The following is a 21,199-nucleotide window of genomic DNA, read 5'->3' as shown; positions in this document are numbered from 1 at the left end:
CCTGATGAACGAGATCCTCACCGGGCGCCGCCTCGCCGTCCTGCGCCGCAACACCGACCCGCGGCTGGAGTGGCTGTGCGCGCAGATCGCCCGCAACCGCTTCCTGCCTGTGCCGCCGCCGGACCGCGTGTTCATCGGAGACGGCGACTTCCGGGCCATCGGGGCGGAGTTCCTGCGCCACTTCGTGCGCGTCGGCGGGCTGAAGCCGAAGCACCGCGTGCTGGAGATCGGCTGCGGCATCGGGCGCATGGCCGTGCCGCTGACCCAGTATCTCGACTCCAGCTACGACGGCGTGGACATCGTCGAGGACGGCATCCGCTGGTGCGCCGAGACGATCACCCCGGCCTATCCGGAGTTCCGCTTCCGGACGCTCGACGTGGCGAACGCGCTCTACAACCCCGGCGGGGCGGAGGACGCGGCGCAGACCCGCCTGCCCTTCCCGGACGGCGGGCACGACTTCGTGATCCTGACCTCGGTCATCACCCATCTGCGGACGGCGGAGACGGTGCGCTACGCGGCGGAGATCGCCCGCGTGCTGACGCCGGGCGGGCGCTGCTTCCTCAGCCTGTTCCTGGTCGACGCCCGTGCGCGGGACGGCATCGCCAAGAAGACCGCCCGGCCGGCCTTCATCGAGGCCGCCGGGCCGGAGTTCATCGCCGACGAGGCGAACCCGAACGCCGCCGTCGCCTACAGCGAATCCTTCCTGCTGGACACCTTCGCGGAGCAGGGGCTGCGCCCGGCGCGCCCGGTCCTGCGCGGCCACTGGAGCGGGCAGCGCAACGCCGAGAACTTCCAGGATCTCCTGGTTCTGGAAAAGGAGGGCGCGCGATGAGCCTCCCCCGCGTCCTCGTCGTCGCCCACAACCACCCCAGCCTGCACCCCGGCGGCACGGAGATCTTCGCGCACGAGCTGTTCGGCAGCCTGAAGGCCAAGGGGGCGGAGGCCCTGTTCCTCGCCTGCACCAACGGCGTCCACCGCGACCGCAAGCCCGGCACCAACCTCCAGACGCTGGGCCGCAGCGCCGACGAGGTGGTGCTGTGGGCCGGGCATTTCGATCACTTCTTCCAGAGCCAGATCGACCTGCACGGCATCGTGCCCGACCTGTCGAACCTGCTGCGCGCCTTCCAGCCGGACATCGTGCACATCCACCACACGCTGCTGCTGGGCGTGGAGATGCTGTTCCTGATCCGCCGCGTCTGCCCGCGGGCGCGCATCGTCTACACGCTGCACGACTACTACCCGATCTGCGCCAACGATGGACAGATGGTGACGACGGGGAGCCACGCACTGTGCCGCATGGCCTCGCCCGACGCCTGCCACCGCTGCTTCCCCGACCGGCCCGCCGACCAGTTCGTGCTGCGCGACAAGCACATCAAGGCGATGTTTGGGCTGGTCGACCATTTCCTGGCGCCCAGCGCCTTCCTGCGCGACCGCTACATCGCCTGGGGCATCGACCCGGACAGCATCTCCGTCATGGAGAACGGGCGCCCGGCGGTCCGCCCGGCGCCGCACCGGCCGCTGCCCGCGGGCGCGCCGCGCAACGCCTTCGCCTATTTCGGCAACCTGAACCCCTTCAAGGGGATCACCGTCGCGCTGGACGCCGCCGCCCGGCTGGAGAAGCAGGGGCAGGACCTGACGCTGGCCGTCCATGGCGGCGCGCCGTTCCAGACCGACGCCTTCAAGGACAAGGTCGAGCAGGGCTTCAAGGGCGCCCGCGGCACCGCCGTCCGCCACGGCCCCTACCGGCGCGAGGAGATGCCCGAGCTGATGGCCGCCGCCGATTGGGTGGTGATGCCGTCGATCTGGTGGGAGAACGCCCCGCTGGTCATCCGCGAAGCCTTCCAGCACCGCCGCCCGGTCATCTGCAGCGGCATCGGCGGCATGGCGGAATCGGTGACCGACGGGGTGGACGGCCTGCATTTCCGGGCGGGGGACGCCGCGGATCTGGCGCGCGTGATGACGCGCGCGATGACCGAGCCGGGCCTGTGGGACCGGCTCGTCTCCAACATGCCGGCGGTCCCGACGACCGAGGAGTCCGCCGAAAAACACGTCATTCTCTATGACGACATAATGAACGGTCCGGGGGGATCGCACGGGCAAACACATGGGCAGGGCTCGATTGCGGGGAGCATCGCGGGATGAAGGAACCGATCACCAAGGCCGACATCACGGCGGCCATTCTTCTTGACGACGACACGCTCGTCCTGTTCGGCGCCATCGACCGGGCGCTGCCCGCGCAGGGCGCCGTGCATCTCGACGGGTCGGTGGAGGGCCGCTACGCCGGACGCTCCTGGGCCGACGCCGAGGGCGAGCGCTGGTTCCTCGGCGGCATCCGCGTGCCGGGGCTGGCCCAGATGCGCCCGTCGCGCGTCGAACTGGCGGACGAGAAAGGGGAACGCCTCGTCCTGCCGCGCCTGTCCAACGTCCGCACCAACCCGTCGCACCTCGTCTCGGCGCTGAAGGGCTTCCAGCCGGGCGCTCTGGCCCTGGCGCTGGATTTCGCGATCCAGCTCGCCGCCTCATCGGAAGGCGAATCCGACCGCATCGGGCGCCTGCTCTCGGGCCTCGCCCAGGAGGTGTCGCAGCCGGACGGCTTCGCCGAGGTGTTCGGGCGCTTCCGCGACGGCAGCCTGATGCTCCAGGGCTGGGCGCGCAGCTTCCGCAACGGCGCCCAGAAGATCCTGATCGAGGCGGAGGAGACCGCCGCCTACCGCGCCACCGCCGGGTCCTTCGCCCGTCCGGACCTGCCGCCGGAAGCGTCGGGGGTGATGGCGGTGCTGACGGACGAGACCCCGCTCCCCACCGCCATCCGCCGCATCCACTACCGCGCCGCCGAGGGCTGGCGCCATCTGGAGATCTTCGAGCACCGCACCATCCTGCCCGACGGCGTCGCTTCCGCCCATGTGCGCGACATGCTGGGCAACATCCAGGACGCCGAGACGCGCCAGCGGATGACGCGCATCGCCGCGTCGCGCTACGACGGGGCGGAAACGGTGTCGCGGCTCGACATCCCGGTGCGCACCGGGCTGGACATGGCGCTGCGCGTGCCGGGGGCCGGGCTGTTCGTCGCCGGCTGGCTGCTCGACCCGACGCGACAGGTCCGCGCCGTCACGCTGAAGGGACCGGGCGTCGCCGTCCGGCTGGACGAGGGCTGGTCGCGGCTGGCCCGCCGCGACGTGACGGAGGCCTTCCAGCATGACGGCCTGTTCGCCGGGCGCCTGATCCCCGGCCAGGACCAGCACGGCTTCACCGCCTTCGCGGCCGAGCCGTCGGGCCTGCCCCAGGGCGCCGAGTTCCATCTGGAGCTGGAACTGGCCGACGACCGCTTCGCCTTCCTGCCGCTGAGCTGCCTGCCCCCGGCGCCGGAGGCGCTGCGCCGCATGCTGTCGCTGGTCAATCTGGACAGCCCGTCCATCGACACACTGATCGCCCGCCATGTCGGCCCGATGCTGCGCACCGCCCGCGCCCGCTCCGGCACCGCGCCGTCGGCGGGCGTGCACCCGATGGGCCGCCCGGTGAAGGCGCCGCGCCTCTCGGTGATCCTGCCGGTGACCGACGGGCGCGAGGACGTGGACCTCAACATCGCCCGCCTCGCCATCGATCCGGACTTCGCCGAGACCGAGCTGCTGGTGGTCGCCGCCGCCGGCACGCACGAGCGGCTGGGCGGTGCCGTCCGTCAGGCCGCCGCCTTCTACCGCATGGCCGTCACCTTCGTCGCCGCCCCCGACGCCACCGACACGTTCGAGGCGATGGCCGCCGCCCTGCCCCACGCCCGCGGCGAGCGGGTGCTGACGCTCTCCCCCTCCGTCCTGCCGACCGAGAAGGGCTGGCTGTCGGCGCTGGAGCGGGTGTCGCGCAAGTCCGGCGGGCCGGTGATGGTCAGCCCGACCCTGCTCTACGAAGACCATTCGATCCGCTTCGCCGGCATCATGGCCGTGGAAGGTACTGACGGCACCAAGACCTTCGAGCGCCGCTTCGCCGGTTACCCGCGCGACTGGCTGAAGGAGCAGGACGCGGCGACGGTGGACGCCGCCGCCCCGGAATGCGCGCTGCTGCCCAAGGACGCGCTGGTCCGGGCGCTGGCGACGATGGGCTCCTACATGGGGTCCGACCACAAGGGGCTGGATCTCTGCCTGCGCCTGCGCGCGCTCGGCGGGGCCTGCGTCTGGCTGCCCCGCGTCACGCTGGTGGCGCTGGACGAGCAGCCGCGCGACGCGCACGCCGACCGCTGGCGGCGCGCCGGCGCCATGGTGGACCGCTGGAGCTTCGAGGACATCTGGTCCGCCCGCGCCGCCGCCTGAACCCAGCAGCCCTTTCGAGATCGGCCCGACCATGAGCAACAAGCGCGTCCTGATCATCAGCCACGGCCATCCCGCCTTCTCGCTGGGCGGTGCGGAGGTGGCCTCCTACAATCTGCACCAGGGGCTTCACGACCTGCCGGGCTGGGAGAGCCATTATCTGGCCCGCACCTCCCCGCCGGTCACCCCGCACGGCAGCTCCGCCCTGATGGCGCTGCGCCAGAAGGAGCGGGAGGTCCTCTACTACGCCAACGACTACGACCATTTCCGGCTGTCGAACCGCAACCTGCCGGGGCTGGAGAAGGACTTCGTCCGCTACGTCCGCGACCTCCAGCCGGACGTGGTGAACTTCCACCATTTCCTGGGTCTGGGCATCGAGACGATCCAGGCGATCCGGCAGGCCCTGCCCCGCGTGCCGATCGTGGTGACCTTCCACGAGTATCTGTCCATCTGCCACCACCACGGCCAGATGGTGAAGACCAGCCGCAACACGCTGTGCTACCGCGCCAGCCCGGCCGACTGCGCCGGCTGCTTCCCGCACATCGGCGAGGCGCAGTTCTTCAAGCGCGAGCTGTTCCTGAAGACCTTCCTGGAGCAGGCGGACTTCTACGTCAGCCCGTCGAACTTCCTGATCGACCGCTACGTCGACTGGGGCCTGCCCCGCGAGAAGTTCCGCATGATCGAGAACGGCCTGACCGTCGAGGGCATCGCCCCGCCCCGTCCGCTGGCCCGCGGCGGCAAGCGCAACCGCTTCGCCTTCTTCGGCCAGCTCACCGAGTTCAAGGGCGCCCATGTGCTGGTCGAGGCGATCGGCCGCGTCTCGGAAAAGGCGTGGGGCGAGGACGGCGCGCTGATGATCTTCGGCGGCAACCTGGAGCGCCAGCCCGAAGCCTACCAGAAGAAGTTCAACGAGGCGGTGGAGCGCGCCGGCGACCGCGTGCGCTTCTACGGCAGCTACCGCTCCGCCGAGCTGCCCGGCCTGATGAAGGACGTGGACTGGGTGGTGATGCCCTCCATCTGGTGGGAAAACTCGCCGGTGGTGATCCAGGAGGCCTTCCTGCACGGCCGCCCGATCATCTCCAGCAACATCGGCGGCATGGGCGAGAAGGTGACCCACGGCGTGGACGGCCTGCATTTCCGCAACGCCAGCGTCGAGGATCTGGTGGACCGCCTGACCGAGGCGCTGACCACGCCGGACCTCTGGGACCGGCTGCGCATGCGCATCCGCCGCCCCATCGACCGCGCGGAATGCGCCCGCCGCCACGCCGACGTGTTCGACGCGCTGATCGCCAACGCGGGCGGCGGCGCCGTGTCGATGCCCGAGCGGGCGGTGGCGCAGAAGCCGTGATGCGCCCCCCCCTTGCCCCCACCCTCCCGCTTCGCGGGTCCCTCCCTCCCCCGCTGCGCAGGGGAGGGCTTGAGGGGCATGCCGCGGAGTTCCCTCCCCTGCGCAGCGGGGGAGGGTTAGGGTGGGGGCTATACGCCCTCATCGCCTGCACCCTCCTCCTCGCCACCCCCTCGCACGCCGCGGACCTCCGCGTCACCGTCCCCACGGGTGCGGCACTGGAAACCGTCTACGACCACCGCACCCAGGCCTGCGAGGACTGGGACGTGCCGGACGCCCCGGCGCGCGCCTGGAAGGCGGCGGACGGCAGCGTCCGGCTGCTCGCCGCGCACACCCGCGCGCGCACCCTGAGCGGCCCGTCGATGAACGACCTGCACCACGCCTGCCGCATCGTCTTCCAGTCGGCCAAGCGCGACGATCCGGCGCGGTTCGACGACATGGGCTGGCTGACCTCGCCCTACACGCTGGACGGCACGACCGTCTACGGGCTGGTCCACAACGAGTATCACGGCCACAAGCGCCGCGACCTCTGCCCCACCGGCGACTACATGGCCTGCTGGTGGAACGCGCTGACCCTCACCGTCTCGCACGATGGCGGGCAGAGCTTCGGGCCGGCGCGCTACGTCGCCGGGGTGCCCTACCGCTTCCGCGGCGATCTCGGACGCCGCGCCGGGCTGTTCGCGCCGAGCAACATCGTCGAGCGCGACGGCTGGTACTACGCCATGGCCTTCGCCGAAGGCATCGCCGCGCAGAAGCGCGGCGTCTGCCTGATGCGCACCCGCGACCTCGCCGACCCGGCCTCCTGGCGGGCGTGGGACGGGCGGGACTTCACCGTCCGCTTCCGCGATCCCTACACCCAGGGCGAGGCCGATCCCGAGGCGTCGGTCTGCACGCCGCTGCCGCCCGACCGCCTGCCCTTCACCGTCACCAGCCTCGTCCGCCACACGCCGAGCGGCCTCTACGTCGCGGTGATGGCCGGGCGGCGGGCGGAGCGCAAAGGGGCGGAGCCGGTGTCCGGCGTGTGGGTGTCGACCTCCGCCGACCTGATCGGCTGGTCCGCCCCCCGCCTCGCCTGGGCGGCGCCGCTGCTCACCGACAAGGACTGCGGCGCGGACGAGACCTTCTATTACCCGGCCATTCTCGATCCGGACGCCAGAAGCCGGAATTTCGAGGACACGGATGGAAACGCCTGGCTCTACCTGACCCGGCTTGCCCAGAAGAAGTGCAAGCCGACCAGGGAACGCGATCTGGTCCGAATAATGATCCGGGTTGAGCCGTCCCAAGGCGGCTAAAATTCATCAAGATAAAACCCGAACCCCGCAACCTTCCACCACCCCGACCCCAGGAGAATTAAATTGGCTAACATCCTAGTCATGATTCCCTCCGGCGAAGTCTATGACCATGACTGCGTGCGGTGGTACAGCTACCAGAACATTCAGCGTAGCATCAATCATTACCACAACATCGGCGACGCCTTCGTCTACGACTCCTCGCTGAAGCTGCTGACCTTCGACCGTCTCGACGTCGTCGAGATCCGCGAGTTCAAGCAGGAGGTGGTGGACAAGGCCAACGCCGAATACGATTACGTGTTCCTGCGCGGGTCGAACTACATCCACGACCACATGACCTGGCCGGAGGGCACCGAGCAGGTGCTGTCCAAGCTGCGCATCCCGGTCATCGCCTTCGGCGTCGGCGCCCAGGCCCCGGCCACCGGCAAGCTGAAGCTGTCGGACGAGAGCAAGCGCATCTGGCAGATGTTCGCCGACAAGTCGACGACGCTGGGCGTGCGCGGCACCTACACCGCCGAAGTGCTGTGGGACCTCGGCATCAAGAACGTCCGCATCGTCGGCTGCCCGACCGCCTTCCGCAACCGCGATCCGGAGCTGCGCATCGACCTGCCGTCGCTGGACAGTGTGCGCAACGTCGGCATCACCATGCGCCGTGAGGTGTCCAGCCACTATTCGCCGGACGTGAAGACCTACCTCACCCGTCATCGCGACTTCGTCAAGGACATGAGCCGCCGCTTCGACACCGTCCTGATGATGCAGGGCGAGGTCGAGGAGAAGAAGCTGCTCTGGGGCACCGACGAGCAGAAGGCCGAGGCCTGGGACGAGCTGCACAACAACAACTGGCTGAAGAACTGGTACTTCGACGAGGAGCTGGACGAGCTGTACCGCTCGCGCCTGTGGTACTCGGACGTCGTCGCCGACTATGAGAACATCGTGCGCTCGAAGGACCTCGTGCTGGGCTACCGCCTGCACGGCAACCTGATGGCGCTGTCGAACGGCACGCCGTCGGTCTATTTCAGCTACGACAGCCGCACGGCGGAGTTCGCGGAGACCTTCGCGATCCCCTGCTACGACGTCTATTCCGACAAGCCCTTCGTCCTGGAAGAGTATTGGGACCAGAGCCTGTTCGAGAAGTTCAACCGCACCTTCTACCAGCGCTACCGCGACATGCGGGAGTTCCTGGACGAGAACTACATCCCGCACCGCATGCCCAGCCCGACCGCGCGCAAGTCGCCGCAGCGCAAGGCGGCCTGACGGCGGTTGCCGCAAAGAGGGGCGCCGGTTCCGGAGAATGTTTTCTCCGGGGCCGGCGCCCCGTTCCCGTTCCTTCTCCCGCTTACTCGCGAGTGCCCGCCATGCCCGACGTCGCCACGCCCGACACCGTTTCCTCCACCCCCGTCGCGGCGGAGCCTGCGGCGTCCGTCATCGAAGGCCGGGTGGACGCCGTCCAGGCCGGACGGATCTACGGCTGGGCCTGGGACCGCTCCTACCCCACCGACCGCCTGACGGTCGAGTTCCGCGCCGAGATGCCCGACGGGCGCAGCCTCGTTCTGGGGCGCGCGCTGGCCGACCGCCCGCGCGAGGATCTGGTGGGCGGCAATTTCGGCGACGGCCACCACGCCTTCGAAGCCGATCTCGCGATTCCGGCCGGGCTCGACCCGACGCGCGTCGTCGCCGTGGTCGTCGCCCCGAGCACCGGCACCATCGCCACCTTCGCCCAGCCGAGCCCCGAGGAGAAGCTGCTGGAGCGCACGCTCGCCCCGCATCTCGTGCGCATCGGCGCCGGGCTGGACGCCGCCCGCCGCGACCATCAGCAGATCGCCGCCGGCCAGCAGGGCATCGCCCGGCTGCTGCGCGAGACGCAGGAACGCATCGCCGCCGGCCAGGCCGGAGCCGGTGCCGCCGCGGCGCAGCAGGCCGCCCTGTCGGACGCGCTGCACGGCCTTCAGGAGCGGGTCGCCGGGCTGGAGGTCTTCCTCGTCCGCATGGACACGACGCTGCGCGGCTTCGACGACGCGCTGAAGGTGAAGTCGTCCAAGTCGCACGCCCCCACCATCATCGCCGCCCTGGCCTCGGCCGTGGGGGCCTTCGCCGCGACGGTGATCGGGTTGGCGATCTTCGGATAACGGCGGCCCGCCGCCACCTCGTCATTTCCAGGCGCTTCAGCCGCCGCCGAATCCGGCGGCGGCTTTTCCGTGCGCCGGCGGTGGACGCGCCGCCGTTCCGCGTGCCACCCTGAAGGAGTGGCCTTTACCGGGAGACATGCGACATGCCCGCAGACGGTCCTTCCACCCCTCCGTATCCCACGCTTGGCGGTGATCTGATCACGCCCAAGGATCTCCACGCGATCACCGAAGCGCAGGAGATGGCGCGACGGAAGGAGGCGCAGGAGCTTGAGAAGAAAAGGCAGGAGGAGCAGAGCGCGATCCACGACGCCTTCATGCACCAGCATGTCCGTCCCGATGCCAAGGAGCGCTTCACCCGCGCCGTGCGCGCGGCGGCGGAACGCGGGGAAACCGAGATCGAGATCGTGCGCTTTCCCAGCGGCTATTGCAGCGATGGCGGCCGGGCGATCAACAATTTCGAGCCCGACTGGCCGGACAGCCTCACCGGCTTCGCGCGGGAGGTCTACGACAACTACGACCGGTATCTGCGCCCGGCCGGCTACAAGCTGCGCGCCCAGATTCTGAGTTATCCCGGCGGCATGCCGGGCGACGTCGGCATTTTCCTGCACTGGTGAATCGGCGGCATCCGCACGCACCGACGCCCGGCCAGAGACTGGCCGGGCGCGGTCGTCGCCGAAAACGTGGAGAGAGAGCCCGTCCTTAGGCGGTCGGGCTGGCCTTGGAGGCCGAGGAGATGGTGTTGTTGACGACGTTCTGGCTGATGCTGTCGGCGATGGACACCGCAGAGCGGCCGTTGTTGTTGTTGAAGATGTTGTCGTGCACGTCGAGCGTGATCGACCCGGCGCCCTTCAGGTGTTCCATGATGCCGCCGTTGTTGTTGAAGATCTCGTTGCCGTAGATCTTGTAGGTGACGCTGGTGCCCTGGTTCTGGCCGACCGAGATGCCGACGTTGGCGTTGCCGTAGATCGTGTTGTCGTAGATCTCGGTGCTCGACTTGGCGAGGATGCCGGCGCCGCGCGGGTTGTCGTAGATCGTGTTGCCGTGGATCTTCAGCGTGCTGTTGGCCTGGCTGTGGTCGTGGTACAGCCCGTGCGACCGGCCGTCGCCGCCGCCGGCGCCGTTGTTGAAGATCGTGTTGTCGGCGATCTCGCCGCTCAGGATGCGGCCGTTCCAGCCCGAATACACACCGTCGGTCCGCCAGCCGTTGTCGCTGATGGTGTTGTTGGTGAAGTACTGGTCGGCGTTGTCGGCGGAGTAATGCACGATGCCGTAGGCGCCGTTGCCGTCGATGGTGGAGTGGTCGATCCGCAGCCCGTGCGAGGTGCCGCTGATGACGACGCCGGAGCCGTGGTTGTCGACGATCTGGGAGTTGGTGACCTTCACGTTGTCGGCGCCGCCGTTGAGCAGCAGGCCGGCATCGCCCGAGCCCTTCATGGTCAGGCTGTCGAAGGTGATGTTGTCCTTGTTGTTCAGGCTGACGGCGTAGCTGGAGCCGCTGGCCGCCTCGATCACCGGGTTGGCGCCGGTGCCGTAGGCGCCGTAGACGATCGGCTTGTCGGAGGTGCCGGAGGTGGAGGCCAGCAGGCTGTCGTGCCAGGTCTCGCCACGCTCGAACAGGACCAGCGAGCCGGGGGCGAAGTTGGTCGAGTTCACCTTGTCCAGCGACTTCCAGGCCTGGTTCGCATCATGGCCGGAGTTGCTGTCGCTGCCGTTGGTCGCATCGACGTAGTAGATCTGCGAGGCCGGGGTGGACGGGTAGTCCGACGTGCCGGAGGTCGGCGCCGTCGGGGCGGCCGGGGCCGCGGCGGCGGTCGTCGCGAAGAATTCCTTGGGAGCGGCGACGGCCAGCGTGCCGTTCCACCACATGTTGGCCTGGCCCGGGACGACGTCCTTCCCGTCGAGCGCGCCCTTGTCATAGGTGACGGAGGGGTCGGTCGGGGCGACCTTGTGGCCGTTGATGGTGATGGCGTTGACCGTCAGGTTGCGGTCCTGCCCATCGACGGCGCCGTCGTTGTCGTACTGGATCTGAACCTTGTGCGCCTGATCGGCGGTCACGTTGGCGTCGAACGAGAAATCCTTGGCGTCGCCGCCCGCGGTGCCTTCGCCGACCACGGCGCCGTCCACCAGCAGCTTGAAATGGGGCGACACACCGCCCGCGGCGGTGCCGGAGGCGTTCACGACGATCTTGGCGGTGGCAGCGGCAGCGGCCGTGGCTTCGGCCAGCGCCAGAGGCTGTGCGGTGGTCTGGAGTGCCTGGAGATGGAGAATTGAGTCCGACGTCGCGGCGCTGTCGGCGGTCACCGGGGTGATGCCTTCGACAACAGCCTGGAACGGATCGGCAGCAGAATCACCGACAAAACCAGTCGTGTCGGCGTGGTTCTGATGATCAAGCTCAATGGCCATATGTTCCATGGTCTTTCACTCTTTCCTTTTTACAGCGCCACGTTTGTGGCGGTGGGCGGGAATGTGCGCGGATCGCGCCGTCCCGCTTGCTGTGCGCTCAATCGTTTTCGACAGGACCGGAGCCTAGCCAGCCCCGTGTGGCCTTAAATGGTTCGATTTTAGGATAATTAGTTTTTGAAGTGCGCCAAATCCGTCACAGGAATTACCCTAACGAAAGAAGTAGTTCCTCGAATTTAAGCGCTAGCACGAAAGGGGTAATTCTTTCGGCAAATTCTTGAAATTGCAGCGAACTACAAGAATTTAGCCGCCGATTTCCAGCGGATTTCTGCGCCGCACCCAGTGATCGGGGCCGGTTGTCTTGTGACATTCCTGTTGAAGAAAGCTGGGATGCCACATACCATACGCCACACGGACAGTTTGCTGAACAAACAATCCGTCTCGCCAGACAATCCAAAAATGATGAGCCGTGCCGACGGAAGCCCGGCCACCCAAAAGGGAAGGAATGAGGCATGAAGGACGTACAGCGCCCGCGCTGCGCGCGGAAGACCCCTTTTGACTCCTTCGCTTTTAAAAACACCCGGAAAAGAAGGCTCGCAAGCGGAACGGCCCTGGCCGGCGCGCTCGGCCTCCTGCTGATCCCGAACGCGGCCCAGGCCGCCTGGGAACCGACCAAGTCGGTCGAATTCGTCGTCCCGGCGGGAACCGGTGGCGGCGCCGACCAGATGGCGCGGATGATCCAGGGCATCATTCAGAAGAACAACCTGATGGGCCAGCCCATCGTCGTCATCAACAAGTCGGGCGGCGCCGGTGCGGAAGGCTTCCTCGACGTCAAATCGTCGAACCGCAACCCGCACAAGATCATCATCACCCTGTCCAACCTGTTCACCACACCCCTGGCGACCGGCGTTCCCTTCTCCTGGAAGGACATGACCCCGGTGGCGATGCTGGCGCTCGACAACTTCGTTTTGTGGGTGAACAGCGAGGCCGCGCAGAAATCGCCCAAGGAATTCGTCGAGGCCGCCAAGGAGGGCGGCGCCAACCGCTTCAAGATGGGCGGCACCGGCTCCAAGCAGGAGGACCAGATCATCACCGCCGCCATCGAGCAGTCGGCGGGCGTCACCTTCACCTACGTTCCCTACAAGGGCGGCGGCGACGTGGCGGCCCAGCTCGTCGGCAACCACATCAACGCCAGCGTCAACAACCCGATCGAGGCGGTGTCGCAATGGCGGGCCGGCGCTCTGCGCCCCTTGTGCGTCTTCGACAAGGAGCGCATCCCGCTGAAGGAGCCGGTGGCCGACGGCAAGTCGTGGAACACCATCCCGACCTGCAAGGAATCCGGGCTGGACGTGGAATACACCATGCTGCGCGGCATCTTCATGGGGCCGGGCGTCACGCCGGACCAGATCGCCTATTACGTGGACCTCTTCAAGAAGGTCCGCGAGACGGAGGAATGGAAGGACTTCATGGCGAAGGGGGCCTTCAACGTCAGCTTCAAGACCGGCGACGACTTCAAGACCTGGCTGACCGCGGCGGAAACCCAGCACAAGACCCTGATGGACAAGGCGGGCTTCACCAAACAATAGCCCTCTCGTCTCAAGCGCGGCCCCCGGGGCATCGCGCCCCGGGCGCCCTCCCCCACCTTCCGGGTTCTTGTGGGAGTGAGCCATGGAGCATGGAACGCAGAACAGTGATCCGGTCGTCTCGAACCGGACCATGGAAATCGTCGTCGCCGGGCTGTTCGCCCTGGTCGCCATCGTGGTGATGGCCGACAGCGTCCGCGTCGGCAACGGCTGGGGGTCCGACGGGCCGAAGGCCGGCTACTTCCCCTTCTATGTCGGCCTGATCATGCTGGTCAGCAGTCTGGCCACGCTGGCCGTCAACCTCTGGCGCCACAGCGGCGAACGCACCGCCTTCGTCGAGAAACACCAACTCGCCCTGGTTCTCCAGGTGCTGGTCCCCAGCGTGGTCTTCGTGATCCTGACCGCCTTTCTGGGCATCTATCTGTCGGCGGTGCTGTTCATCGCCTTCTTCATGCATTGGGTGGGCAAGTATCCGCTCAAGACGATCCTGCCCGTCTCCATCCTCGTGCCCGCGGGCCTCTTCGTGATGTTCGAGATCTGGTTCCTGGTTCCGCTTCCCAAGGGACCGGTGGAGACGATGTTCGGGTTCTGACGGGGTTCGGGTTCTGACGGGTCCAGTTATTACCAGTCCAGTTTTTTAAAAGCCGGGGCGGCCGCGGGAACGGCCGCGCACACCGAAGCAGCGGCAGGCATCCGCGACGAACCAGCCCATGCGGCGGGGACGAACCCCGTCCTGCGCGCTCAAGACGCGACGATTCCAAACGGAACGGGCGCGGATGCCGGAAAGGGAGGGAAACTTGGAAGCGCTCGGGTCACTCATACACGGGTTCGGCGTGCTCGCCGATCCCATGAACATCGCCTACATGTTCATCGGCATCACGCTGGGCGTCCTGATCGGCGTGCTGCCGGGGCTGGGCGGGGCGAACGGGGTGGCGATCCTGCTGCCCCTGACCTTCAGCATGTCGCCGACCTCGGCGATCATCATGCTCTCCTGCATCTACTGGGGGGCGCTGTTCGGCGGGGCCATCACCTCGGTCCTGTTCAACATACCGGGCGAACCGTGGTCGGTGGCGACCACCTTCGACGGCCACCCCATGGCGCAGAAGGGCCACGCGGGCGAGGCGCTGACGGCGGCCTTCACCTCGTCCTTCTTCGGGGCCTTCGTGGCGGTCCTGCTCATCACCTTCCTGGCCCCGGTGATCGCCGGCTTCGCCCTGCGCTTCGGCCCGGCGGAGTTCTTCGCGGTCCAGCTCCTGACATTCTGCAGTTTCGTCGGCATGGGCAGCGAATCCCCCTTCAAGGTGCTGTGCGCCATGATGCTGGGCTTCGCGCTGGCGGCGGTCGGGCTGGACAGCGTGACCGGCGAGCTGCGCATGACCTTCGGTTCGGTGGAACTGCTGCGCGGCTTCGACTTCCTGATCGCGGTCATCGGCCTGTTCGGCATCGGCGAGATCCTCCTGACCATGGAGGAGGGCCTGGCCTTCAAGGGCAAGAGCGCCAAGATCAACGCCAAGGTCGTGTGGGAGACCTGGAAGAGCCTGCCCCGCTATTGGGTCACCGCCATCCGCGGCTCCATCGTCGGCTGCTGGATGGGCATCACGCCGGGCGGCGCCACCCCGGCCTCCTTCATGAGCTATGGCCTCGCCAAGCGCTTCTCGAAGAACCGCCAGAATTTCGGCAACGGCGAGATGGAGGGCGTGGTCGCACCGGAAACCGCGGCCCACGCCGCCGGCACCAGCGCGCTGCTGCCCATGCTGACTCTGGGCATCCCCGGCTCGCCCACCGCGGCGGTGCTGCTGGGCGGCCTGCTGATCTGGGGGCTCCAGCCCGGCCCGCTGCTGTTCATCGAGCAGAAGGAGTTCGTCTGGGGCCTGATCGCCAGCATGTATCTGGGCAACATCGCCGGCCTGATCGTGGTGCTGACCACGGTTCCGGTCTTCGCCTCGATCCTGCGCATCCCCTTCAGCATCATCGCGCCGGTCATCGTGGTGATCTGCGCGGTCGGCGCCTACACGGTGCACAACGCCTTCCTCGACATCGTCATGATGCTGGTGTTCGGCGTCGTCGGCTACGTCTTCAAGAAGCTGTCCTACCCGCTGGCCCCGCTGGTGCTGGCGCTGGTGCTGGGCGATATGGCGGAAAGCTCCTTCCGGCAGGCCATGCTGGTGTCGCAGGGCGATCTGGCGATCTTCTGGTCCAACCCGCTGGTCGGCAGCATCGTCACCCTGGCGCTGGTCATGCTGTTCTGGCCGTTGATCTCCGCCCTGCTGCGCAAGCGCCAGTCCCGGCAGGACGGCGGGACCCAGGTCATCCCCGTGAAATAGCTCCACCCACTCCCCCGCCGGCCTCCGGGACGGGACGGCCGGCCGGGGACCTTCTTCTCACATCGGGGGGTTCGGGACGATGGACACGTCCGATTTCATGATCGCTCTGCTCCAGATCATCTGGATCGACATCCTGCTGAGCGGCGACAACGCGCTGGTCATCGCTCTGGCCTGCCGCTCGCTGCCGCCGAAGCAACAGAAGATCGGCGTCTTCCTCGGCACCGGGGCGGCCATCGTGCTGCGCGTGCTGTTCGCCGTCATCATCGCCTATCTGCTGGCCATCCCGTACCTGAAGATCATCGGCGGGGCGCTGCTGTTCTGGATCGCCATCAAGCTGATGCTGCCCACCGAGGAGGAGGCGCAGGCGGAGCATGCCGGCACTTCCGCCGGGCTGTGGGGGGTGGTCCGCACCATCGTGATCGCCGACGCGGTTATGAGCCTGGACAACGTCATCGCCATCGCCGCCGCCTCGCACGGCAACACGGTCCTGCTGATCCTGGGGCTGGCCATCAGCATCCCGCTGATCGTCTTCGGCAGCACCCTGATCCTGAAGGCCATCGAGCGGCTGCCGGCCCTGGTCTATGCCGGCGCCGGGCTGCTCGGCTACATCGCGGCGGAGGTCATCCTCACCGACCCGAGCATCCATTCCCACGTGACGGAAAGCCTGCCGGTGCTGACCGGGACGGCGCCCTTCGTCGCGGCGCTGGGGGTGATGACGGCCGGCTTCCTGATGGCCCGCAGCATCAACCGCCGCCGCGCCGTGGTGGAGACCGATCCGGCCTGAGGAGCCGTCAGCAGGAGGACGGGCGACGGGGCTCGCGGCAGCGGTCGCCCCGCACCGCCCGGAACCGGCCCGGCTGGGCCATGGCGCGCACGTCGCTGGTGATCTCGGAGATGAGGCCCGGATCGTTCCGCAAAATCTCCGTCACCACGGCGGCCAACCCGGCCAGGGCGAACACGATGACAAGACTCTCCAACATGGGGAACTCCGGACTCTGACCACACTCATGCTGCGTTGCAGCACAGATGGCGCAAAGTCCGTTGGGGAGCAAGGGATAAGAAACATAGCATTTCGTATACCAGACACGCAGCAGGAGCCGGACACAGGCTCCGCACCGCCAGTTCAGGGAGGAACGTCGAGATGCAAGCGAAGGATGTCATGACATCGCCGGTCATCACGGTGGCGCTGGACACCCCCGTGCCGGACATCGCGGAACTGCTTTTAGGCCATCGGATCAGCGGCTTGCCGGTGGTGGACCAGGACGGCCGCGCGGTCGGCATCATCAGCGAGGGGGACCTTCTGCGCCGGGTGGAGACGGGAACCGACCGCCCGCGCGCCCGCTGGCTGGAGATGCTGGTGGGCCGCAACGTGCAGGCCGCCGACTTCCTGAAGACGCACGGGCGCTGCGCGCGCGACGTCATGTCGCGCCCGGTCCACGCCGTGGCACCCGACACGGAGATCGCCGAGATCGCCGATCTGATGGAGGACAAGCGGATCAAGCGCGCCCCTGTTCTGGTCGACGGGCGCCCGGTCGGCATCATCAGCCGGGCCAACCTGCTGCAGGGGCTGCTCCGCAACCGGCGCGGCGCCGCCGGCTTCGGCGCGTCCGGCGACGAGGCGATCCGCGCCGCGCTGCTGGAGGCGTTGGACGGACAGTCCTGGGTGGACCTCGATCGGATCAACATCGTCGTCAACGACGGGGTCGTGCAGCTCTGGGGCATGGTCGACAGCGAGGAGCAGCGCCGCGCCCTGCACACCGCGGCAAGCGGCGTGAGCGGGGTGAAGCGCGTGGAGGAGCATCTCAACCGGAACCGCTTCGTCGGGTGATTCCCCGGCCATCCGCCCATCGAAGGAGCAGCCCGATGCCGCCACCCGAACTGTCCGTGCAACCGCTGGACTCCGGAGCCACCTTCCGCAACCAGGTCTACCGACGGTTGAAGCAGGCCATCATCCAGATGGACATCTACGACCACCCCGGCGACGTCCGGCTGGACGAGCGCCAGCTCAGCGGCCTGCTGGGCGTCAGCCGCACCCCGATCCGCGAGGCCCTGACCCTGCTGGAGCAGGAAGGGCTGGTGCGGCTGGAGCCGCGGCGGGGAATCTACGTCGTCCGCAAGACCAAGACCGAGATCATCGAGATGATCATCGCCTGGGCGGCGCTGGAAAGCATGGCGACCCGCCTCGCCGCCGAGCGCGCCACCGCGGAGGACATCGGCACGCTGTGGGACATCTTCCGCAGCTTCGAGGAACAGGCCCCGTCCGACAACATCCAGGAATATTCCGACGCCAACATCGAGTTCCACAAGGCGATCATCCGTCTCAGCCGGGCGCGCATCCTGGAGACCTTGACCGACAACCTGTTCATCCACATGCGGGCCATCCGCAAGCTGTCGATCCGCCAGGACAACCGGGCCGAACAGTCGATGCACGAGCACCGCGACATCATCCGGGCGCTGGAGCGGCGCGACGGCGAATTGGCCGAGCGTCTGGCGCGCGAGCACACGCTCGGCCTGGCCGCCCATGTCGAGCGGCACGGCGACTTCCTCGACTGGCTGCGGCTGGCCGAGGTCCGGGGACCCGACGTGAAAGCCGCGTTCAAGGACGGTCTGCCGATGATGTAGCCTCTTAGCCCTCTCCCCTCTGGGGAGAGGGTGGCCCGAAGGGCCTTTCGCGCTGGCTAAAGGCCAGCGCTGACGGCGGCAGGCGGATGCCTATGGCATCCGCTGAGAGCCGGTGAGGGGGTTGCGCCTGTACCGGACGTGGCGCCATGCGCACCCCCCTCACCCTAACCCTCTCCCCAGAGGGGAGAGGGGAAACTCGCTCCGCTCACTTCATCGATGGGAAGGAAAACTGCGCGCCTTCGCGCACGCCGCCCGCCGGCCAGCGCTGGGTGATCGTCTTGCGCCGGGTGTAGAAGCGCACGCCGTCCGGCCCGTAGGCCGCCAGATCGCCGAACAGCGACCGCTTCCAGCCGCCGAAGCTGTGGTAGGAAACCGGCACCGGCAGCGGCACGTTGACGCCGACCATGCCCACCTTGATCGCGTCGGTGAAGTAGCGCGCGGCCTCGCCGTCGCGGGTGAACAGGCAGGTGCCGTTGCCGTATTCGTGGGCGTCGATCAGGTCCATGCCCTCCTGCATCGTCTTCACGCGCACGACGCAGAGGACCGGGCCGAAGATCTCCTCCCGATAGACGCTCATCTCCGGCGTCACCCGGTCGAACAGGCAGCCGCCGAGGAAGAAGCCGCCCTCGTTCCCCGGCACCACCAGCCCGCGGCCGTCGACCACCAGTTCCGCCCCTTCGGCGACGCCCTGGTCCACGTACCCCTTCACCTTCTCGAAATGGGCGCGGGTGACCAGCGGACCCATGTCGCAGCCGGTGCCGGTCCCCGCCCCGACCGTCAGGCCGCGCACCTGCTCCGCCAGCATCGCCACCACGCGGTCGGCGGTCGCGTCGCCCACCGCGACGACCACGGAGATCGCCATGCAGCGCTCCCCGCAGGAGCCGTAGGCCGCCCCCATGATGGCGCTGACCGCATTGTCGAGGTCGGCGTCGGGCATGACGATGGCGTGGTTCTTGGCCCCGCCCAGCGCCTGCACCCGTTTGCCGTTGGCGGTGCCGGTGGCGTAGACATGCTCGGCGACCGGCGTGGAGCCGACAAAGCTGACCGCCTGGACGCGCCGGTCGGTCAGCAGCGTGTCCACCGCCTCCTTGTCGCCATGGACGACGTTCAGCACGCCCGGCGGCAGCCCTGCCTCCTGGGCCAGCTGCGCGACGAGCAGGGACGCGCTCGGGTCGCGCTCCGACGGCTTCAGGATGAAGCTGTTGCCGCAGGCCACGGCGACCGGGAACATCCACAGCGGGACCATGGCCGGGAAATTGAAGGGCGTGATGCCCGCCACGACGCCCAGCGGCTGGAACTCCGACCAGCTGTCGATGCCCGGCCCGACATTCTTGGAATGCTCGCCCTTCAGCAGGTCGGCGATGCCGCAGGCGTATTCGACGTTCTCGATGCCGCGGGTCAGCTCGCCGCGGGCGTCCTCCAGCGTCTTGCCGTGTTCCCGCGTGATCGCCGCGCAGACGCGGTCGGCGTTGTCCTCCAGCAGCTGCCGGAAGCGGAACATCACCCGCGCCCGCTTGGCCGGCGGCGTCGCCCGCCACGCCGGGAAGGCGGCCTCGGCCGCGGCGATGGCCGATTCCACGGTGGCGCGGCCGGCAAGCGGGACGCGGCCGACGGTCTCGCCCGTCGCCGGGTTCACGATGTCGGCGCTGCGGGTGTCGGCGGGGGCGTCGGCCGTGCCGCCGATGAGGTGCGGAACGAGGGTCATGGCGGTCTCCACTGTCCTCCGTCGATGGCTCAGGCGGTCGCCTGGATGGCGTCGGCGACGGCGTTCATCAGCCGGTCGAGGTCGTCGCGCTCGCTGATGAAATGCGGGCCGAACTGCAGCGTATCGCCGCCGAAGCGGACGTAGAAGCCCGCCTTCCAGCATTTCATGGCGATCTCGTAGGGGCGGCGGGCCGGCTCGCCCGGCAGGGCAGCGATCTGCACCGCGCCGGCGAGGCCGTAGTTGCGGATGTCGGTGACGTGCTTCAGTCCCTTCAGCCCGTGCAGCACCGTCTCGAAATGCGGAGCCAGATCCGCCGCCTTCTCGGCGAGCCTGTCCCGCTCGAACAGCTCCAGCGCGGCGAGGCCGGCGGCGCAGGCGACGGGGTGGGCGGAGTAGGTGTAGCCGTGCGGGAACTCGACCATGTAGTCGGCGCCGCCGTTGTCCATGAAGGTCTGGTAGATCTCGTGGCTGGCGACAACGGCGCCCATCGGCACCGCGCCGTTGGTCAACCCCTTGGCGACGTTCATGATGTCGGGGACCACGCCGAAGGCGTCGGCGCCGAAGGCGGCCCCCATGCGGCCGAAGCCGGTGATGACCTCGTCGAAGATCAGCAGGATGTTGTGCTTGTCGCACAGCGCGCGCAGCCGATTCAGGTAGCCCTTGGGCGGCGGCAGCACGCCGGCGGAGCCGGCCAGCGGTTCCACGATCACCGCGGCGATGTTTGAGGCGTCGTGCAGGGCGACCAGCTCCTCCAGCGCATCGGCCAGTTCGGCGCCCTGCTCCGGCAGGCCCTTGGTGAAGGCGTTCTGCGGCAGCAGCGTGTGCGGCAGATGGTCGGCCTCGACGCCCGCGCCGAACAGCTTGCGGTTGCCGCCGATGCCGCCCAGGCTGATGCCGCCGAAATTGACGCCGTGATAGCCCTTCGACCGGCCGATCAGCTTGGTCTTGGCCGGCTGGCCCTTCAGCCGCCAATAGGCCCGCGCCATCTTCAGCGCGGTGTCGGTCGCCTCCGACCCGGAATTGACGAAGAACACATGGTCCAGCCCGGCCGGCGTCATCGAGGCCAGTTTGTGCGCCAGCTTGAAGGCGGCGGGGTGGCCGAACTGGAAGGCCGGGCTGTAGTCCAGCTCCCCGATCTGGCGGGCCACCGCCTCGCTGATCTCGCGGCGGCCGTGGCCGGCGCCGCAGCACCACAGGCCGGACAGGCTGTCGTAGATCTTGCGCCCCTCGGCGTCCCAGTACCAGGCGCCCTCGGCGCGGGCGATCAGGCGTGGGTTGGCCTTGAACTCGCGGTTCGCCGTGAAGGGCATCCAGTGGGCGTCCAGCTCCTCGCGCGTCAGCCCGGCGGTCGGGGCGGTTCCGGTCTTCTGGCTCTCGTCCAACGGCGGCATCGGGCGGCACTCCTGCTGGCTGGGGTGGGCTTCGGAGAACATCTCGGAAAACAGTGTGCGCGGAGGCTTGGTTGCGGTTAAATCCAAACCATCCAAACCTTACGCAAGCATCCGCT

The 21,199-nt window shown here is 68.1% G+C and carries 18 protein-coding genes; 14 read left to right on the top strand and 4 right to left on the bottom strand.

Annotation, left to right across the window (positions count from 1 at the left end):
* The first annotated feature begins 4 nt into the window (after window positions 1-4).
* From TSH58p_RS00330 to TSH58p_RS00295, 8 genes are all read left to right on the top strand, one after another.
* Entirely contained in the window at window positions 5-832 is an 828-nt protein-coding gene (locus tag TSH58p_RS00330) for a class I SAM-dependent methyltransferase (protein ID WP_109469013.1), read from the top strand.
* Complete coding sequence (locus tag TSH58p_RS00325) at window positions 829-2,142, top strand: glycosyltransferase family 4 protein (RefSeq protein ID WP_109469012.1); 1,314 nt, start codon at window positions 829-831, stop codon at window positions 2,140-2,142. The genes TSH58p_RS00330 and TSH58p_RS00325 overlap by 4 nt, the downstream gene beginning before the upstream one ends.
* Window positions 2,139-4,301: a hypothetical protein gene (locus TSH58p_RS00320; RefSeq protein ID WP_109469011.1), complete on the top strand. Its 2,163-nt coding sequence runs from the start codon at window positions 2,139-2,141 to the stop codon at window positions 4,299-4,301. The genes TSH58p_RS00325 and TSH58p_RS00320 overlap by 4 nt, the downstream gene beginning before the upstream one ends.
* Before the next feature lie 31 nt (window positions 4,302-4,332).
* Entirely contained in the window at window positions 4,333-5,646 is a 1,314-nt protein-coding gene (locus TSH58p_RS00315; protein ID WP_014241733.1) for a glycosyltransferase family 4 protein, read from the top strand.
* Window positions 5,646-6,935 (top strand): hypothetical protein, encoded by a 1,290-nt coding sequence (locus tag TSH58p_RS00310; RefSeq protein ID WP_109071364.1) that lies wholly within the window; start codon window positions 5,646-5,648, stop codon window positions 6,933-6,935. The genes TSH58p_RS00315 and TSH58p_RS00310 overlap by 1 nt, the downstream gene beginning before the upstream one ends.
* Before the next feature lie 63 nt (window positions 6,936-6,998).
* Window positions 6,999-8,186: a polysaccharide pyruvyl transferase family protein gene (locus TSH58p_RS00305; RefSeq protein WP_109071365.1), complete on the top strand. Its 1,188-nt coding sequence runs from the start codon at window positions 6,999-7,001 to the stop codon at window positions 8,184-8,186.
* A gap of 101 nt (window positions 8,187-8,287) precedes the next feature.
* Window positions 8,288-9,058, top strand: coding sequence for a hypothetical protein (locus tag TSH58p_RS00300; RefSeq protein ID WP_109071366.1), 771 nt, complete (start codon window positions 8,288-8,290; stop codon window positions 9,056-9,058).
* A 239-nt stretch (window positions 9,059-9,297) separates the two neighbouring features.
* Entirely contained in the window at window positions 9,298-9,672 is a 375-nt protein-coding gene (locus TSH58p_RS00295; RefSeq protein WP_247874174.1) for a hypothetical protein, read from the top strand.
* Between the two features lie 85 nt (window positions 9,673-9,757).
* Here TSH58p_RS00295 and TSH58p_RS00290 read toward each other — a convergent pair whose 3' ends face one another.
* Complete coding sequence (locus tag TSH58p_RS00290; RefSeq protein WP_348981746.1) at window positions 9,758-11,461, bottom strand: right-handed parallel beta-helix repeat-containing protein; 1,704 nt, start codon at window positions 11,459-11,461, stop codon at window positions 9,758-9,760.
* A 509-nt stretch (window positions 11,462-11,970) separates the two neighbouring features.
* Here TSH58p_RS00290 and TSH58p_RS00280 point away from each other — a divergent pair.
* The 4 genes from TSH58p_RS00280 to TSH58p_RS00260 all read left to right on the top strand — a co-directional run bounded on the left by TSH58p_RS00280 (window position 11,971) and on the right by TSH58p_RS00260 (window position 16,149).
* The gene (locus TSH58p_RS00280; RefSeq protein WP_109071370.1) at window positions 11,971-13,044 is read left to right on the top strand and encodes a tripartite tricarboxylate transporter substrate binding protein; all 1,074 of its coding nucleotides are present in this window, start codon (window positions 11,971-11,973) and stop codon (window positions 13,042-13,044) included.
* Window positions 13,045-13,126: 82 nt separating this feature from the next.
* A complete protein-coding gene (locus TSH58p_RS00275; RefSeq protein WP_109071371.1) occupies window positions 13,127-13,633 on the top strand; it encodes a tripartite tricarboxylate transporter TctB family protein in 507 nt (168 codons plus the stop codon).
* A gap of 184 nt (window positions 13,634-13,817) precedes the next feature.
* Window positions 13,818-15,365 carry a tripartite tricarboxylate transporter permease gene (locus tag TSH58p_RS00265; RefSeq protein ID WP_371732412.1) on the top strand — a complete coding sequence of 516 codons (1,548 nt, stop codon included), beginning with the start codon at window positions 13,818-13,820 and terminating at the stop codon, window positions 15,363-15,365.
* 79 nt (window positions 15,366-15,444) lie between these two features.
* Window positions 15,445-16,149: a TerC family protein gene (locus TSH58p_RS00260; protein ID WP_109071374.1), complete on the top strand. Its 705-nt coding sequence runs from the start codon at window positions 15,445-15,447 to the stop codon at window positions 16,147-16,149.
* A gap of 7 nt (window positions 16,150-16,156) precedes the next feature.
* On the opposite strand, the gene TSH58p_RS00255 is transcribed toward TSH58p_RS00260, so the two are convergent.
* Window positions 16,157-16,345, bottom strand: a complete 189-nt coding sequence (locus TSH58p_RS00255; protein WP_109071375.1) for a hypothetical protein — start codon at window positions 16,343-16,345, stop codon at window positions 16,157-16,159.
* A 179-nt stretch (window positions 16,346-16,524) separates the two neighbouring features.
* Between TSH58p_RS00255 and TSH58p_RS00250 the strand changes: the two genes are divergently transcribed.
* Window positions 16,525-17,193: a CBS domain-containing protein gene (locus TSH58p_RS00250; protein ID WP_247874176.1), complete on the top strand. Its 669-nt coding sequence runs from the start codon at window positions 16,525-16,527 to the stop codon at window positions 17,191-17,193.
* Window positions 17,194-17,228: 35 nt separating this feature from the next.
* Window positions 17,229-17,987 (top strand): GntR family transcriptional regulator, encoded by a 759-nt coding sequence (locus TSH58p_RS00245; protein ID WP_109071377.1) that lies wholly within the window; start codon window positions 17,229-17,231, stop codon window positions 17,985-17,987.
* A 205-nt stretch (window positions 17,988-18,192) separates the two neighbouring features.
* Here TSH58p_RS00245 and TSH58p_RS00240 read toward each other — a convergent pair whose 3' ends face one another.
* Both TSH58p_RS00240 and TSH58p_RS00235 read right to left on the bottom strand, forming a co-directional pair.
* Complete coding sequence (locus TSH58p_RS00240; protein ID WP_109068006.1) at window positions 18,193-19,692, bottom strand: CoA-acylating methylmalonate-semialdehyde dehydrogenase; 1,500 nt, start codon at window positions 19,690-19,692, stop codon at window positions 18,193-18,195.
* A 29-nt stretch (window positions 19,693-19,721) separates the two neighbouring features.
* Window positions 19,722-21,083 (bottom strand): aspartate aminotransferase family protein, encoded by a 1,362-nt coding sequence (locus TSH58p_RS00235; protein WP_109067999.1) that lies wholly within the window; start codon window positions 21,081-21,083, stop codon window positions 19,722-19,724.
* Window positions 21,084-21,199: the final 116 nt, after the last annotated feature.

It is taken from the genome of Azospirillum sp. TSH58, from assembly GCF_003119115.1.
Taxonomy (GTDB): Bacteria; Pseudomonadota; Alphaproteobacteria; order Azospirillales; family Azospirillaceae; genus Azospirillum.
This window is presented reverse-complemented; position numbering and strand designations above follow the sequence as displayed.

Bases quoted from the DNA above. Each gene is read 5' to 3' on its own strand.
- TSH58p_RS00275 (WP_109071371.1), top strand. From the start codon at position 13,127: ATGGAGCATGGAACGCAGAACAGTGATCCGGTCGTCTCGAACCGGACC.
- TSH58p_RS00245 (WP_109071377.1), top strand. From the start codon at position 17,229: ATGCCGCCACCCGAACTGTCCGTGCAACCGCTGGACTCCGGAGCCACC.
- TSH58p_RS00260 (WP_109071374.1), top strand. From the start codon at position 15,445: ATGGACACGTCCGATTTCATGATCGCTCTGCTCCAGATCATCTGGATC.
- TSH58p_RS00295 (WP_247874174.1), top strand. From the start codon at position 9,298: ATGGCGCGACGGAAGGAGGCGCAGGAGCTTGAGAAGAAAAGGCAGGAG.
- TSH58p_RS00310 (WP_109071364.1), top strand. From the start codon at position 5,646: ATGCGCCCCCCCCTTGCCCCCACCCTCCCGCTTCGCGGGTCCCTCCCT.
- TSH58p_RS00250 (WP_247874176.1), top strand. From the start codon at position 16,525: ATGACATCGCCGGTCATCACGGTGGCGCTGGACACCCCCGTGCCGGAC.
- TSH58p_RS00320 (WP_109469011.1), top strand. From the start codon at position 2,139: ATGAAGGAACCGATCACCAAGGCCGACATCACGGCGGCCATTCTTCTT.
- TSH58p_RS00325 (WP_109469012.1), top strand. From the start codon at position 829: ATGAGCCTCCCCCGCGTCCTCGTCGTCGCCCACAACCACCCCAGCCTG.
- TSH58p_RS00315 (WP_014241733.1), top strand. From the start codon at position 4,333: ATGAGCAACAAGCGCGTCCTGATCATCAGCCACGGCCATCCCGCCTTC.
- TSH58p_RS00290 (WP_348981746.1), bottom strand. From the start codon at position 11,461: ATGGCCATTGAGCTTGATCATCAGAACCACGCCGACACGACTGGTTTT.
- TSH58p_RS00300 (WP_109071366.1), top strand. From the start codon at position 8,288: ATGCCCGACGTCGCCACGCCCGACACCGTTTCCTCCACCCCCGTCGCG.
- TSH58p_RS00280 (WP_109071370.1), top strand. From the start codon at position 11,971: ATGAAGGACGTACAGCGCCCGCGCTGCGCGCGGAAGACCCCTTTTGAC.
- TSH58p_RS00330 (WP_109469013.1), top strand. From the start codon at position 5: ATGAACGAGATCCTCACCGGGCGCCGCCTCGCCGTCCTGCGCCGCAAC.
- TSH58p_RS00240 (WP_109068006.1), bottom strand. From the start codon at position 19,692: ATGACCCTCGTTCCGCACCTCATCGGCGGCACGGCCGACGCCCCCGCC.
- TSH58p_RS00255 (WP_109071375.1), bottom strand. From the start codon at position 16,345: ATGTTGGAGAGTCTTGTCATCGTGTTCGCCCTGGCCGGGTTGGCCGCC.
- TSH58p_RS00235 (WP_109067999.1), bottom strand. From the start codon at position 21,083: ATGCCGCCGTTGGACGAGAGCCAGAAGACCGGAACCGCCCCGACCGCC.
- TSH58p_RS00265 (WP_371732412.1), top strand. From the start codon at position 13,818: ATGCCGGAAAGGGAGGGAAACTTGGAAGCGCTCGGGTCACTCATACAC.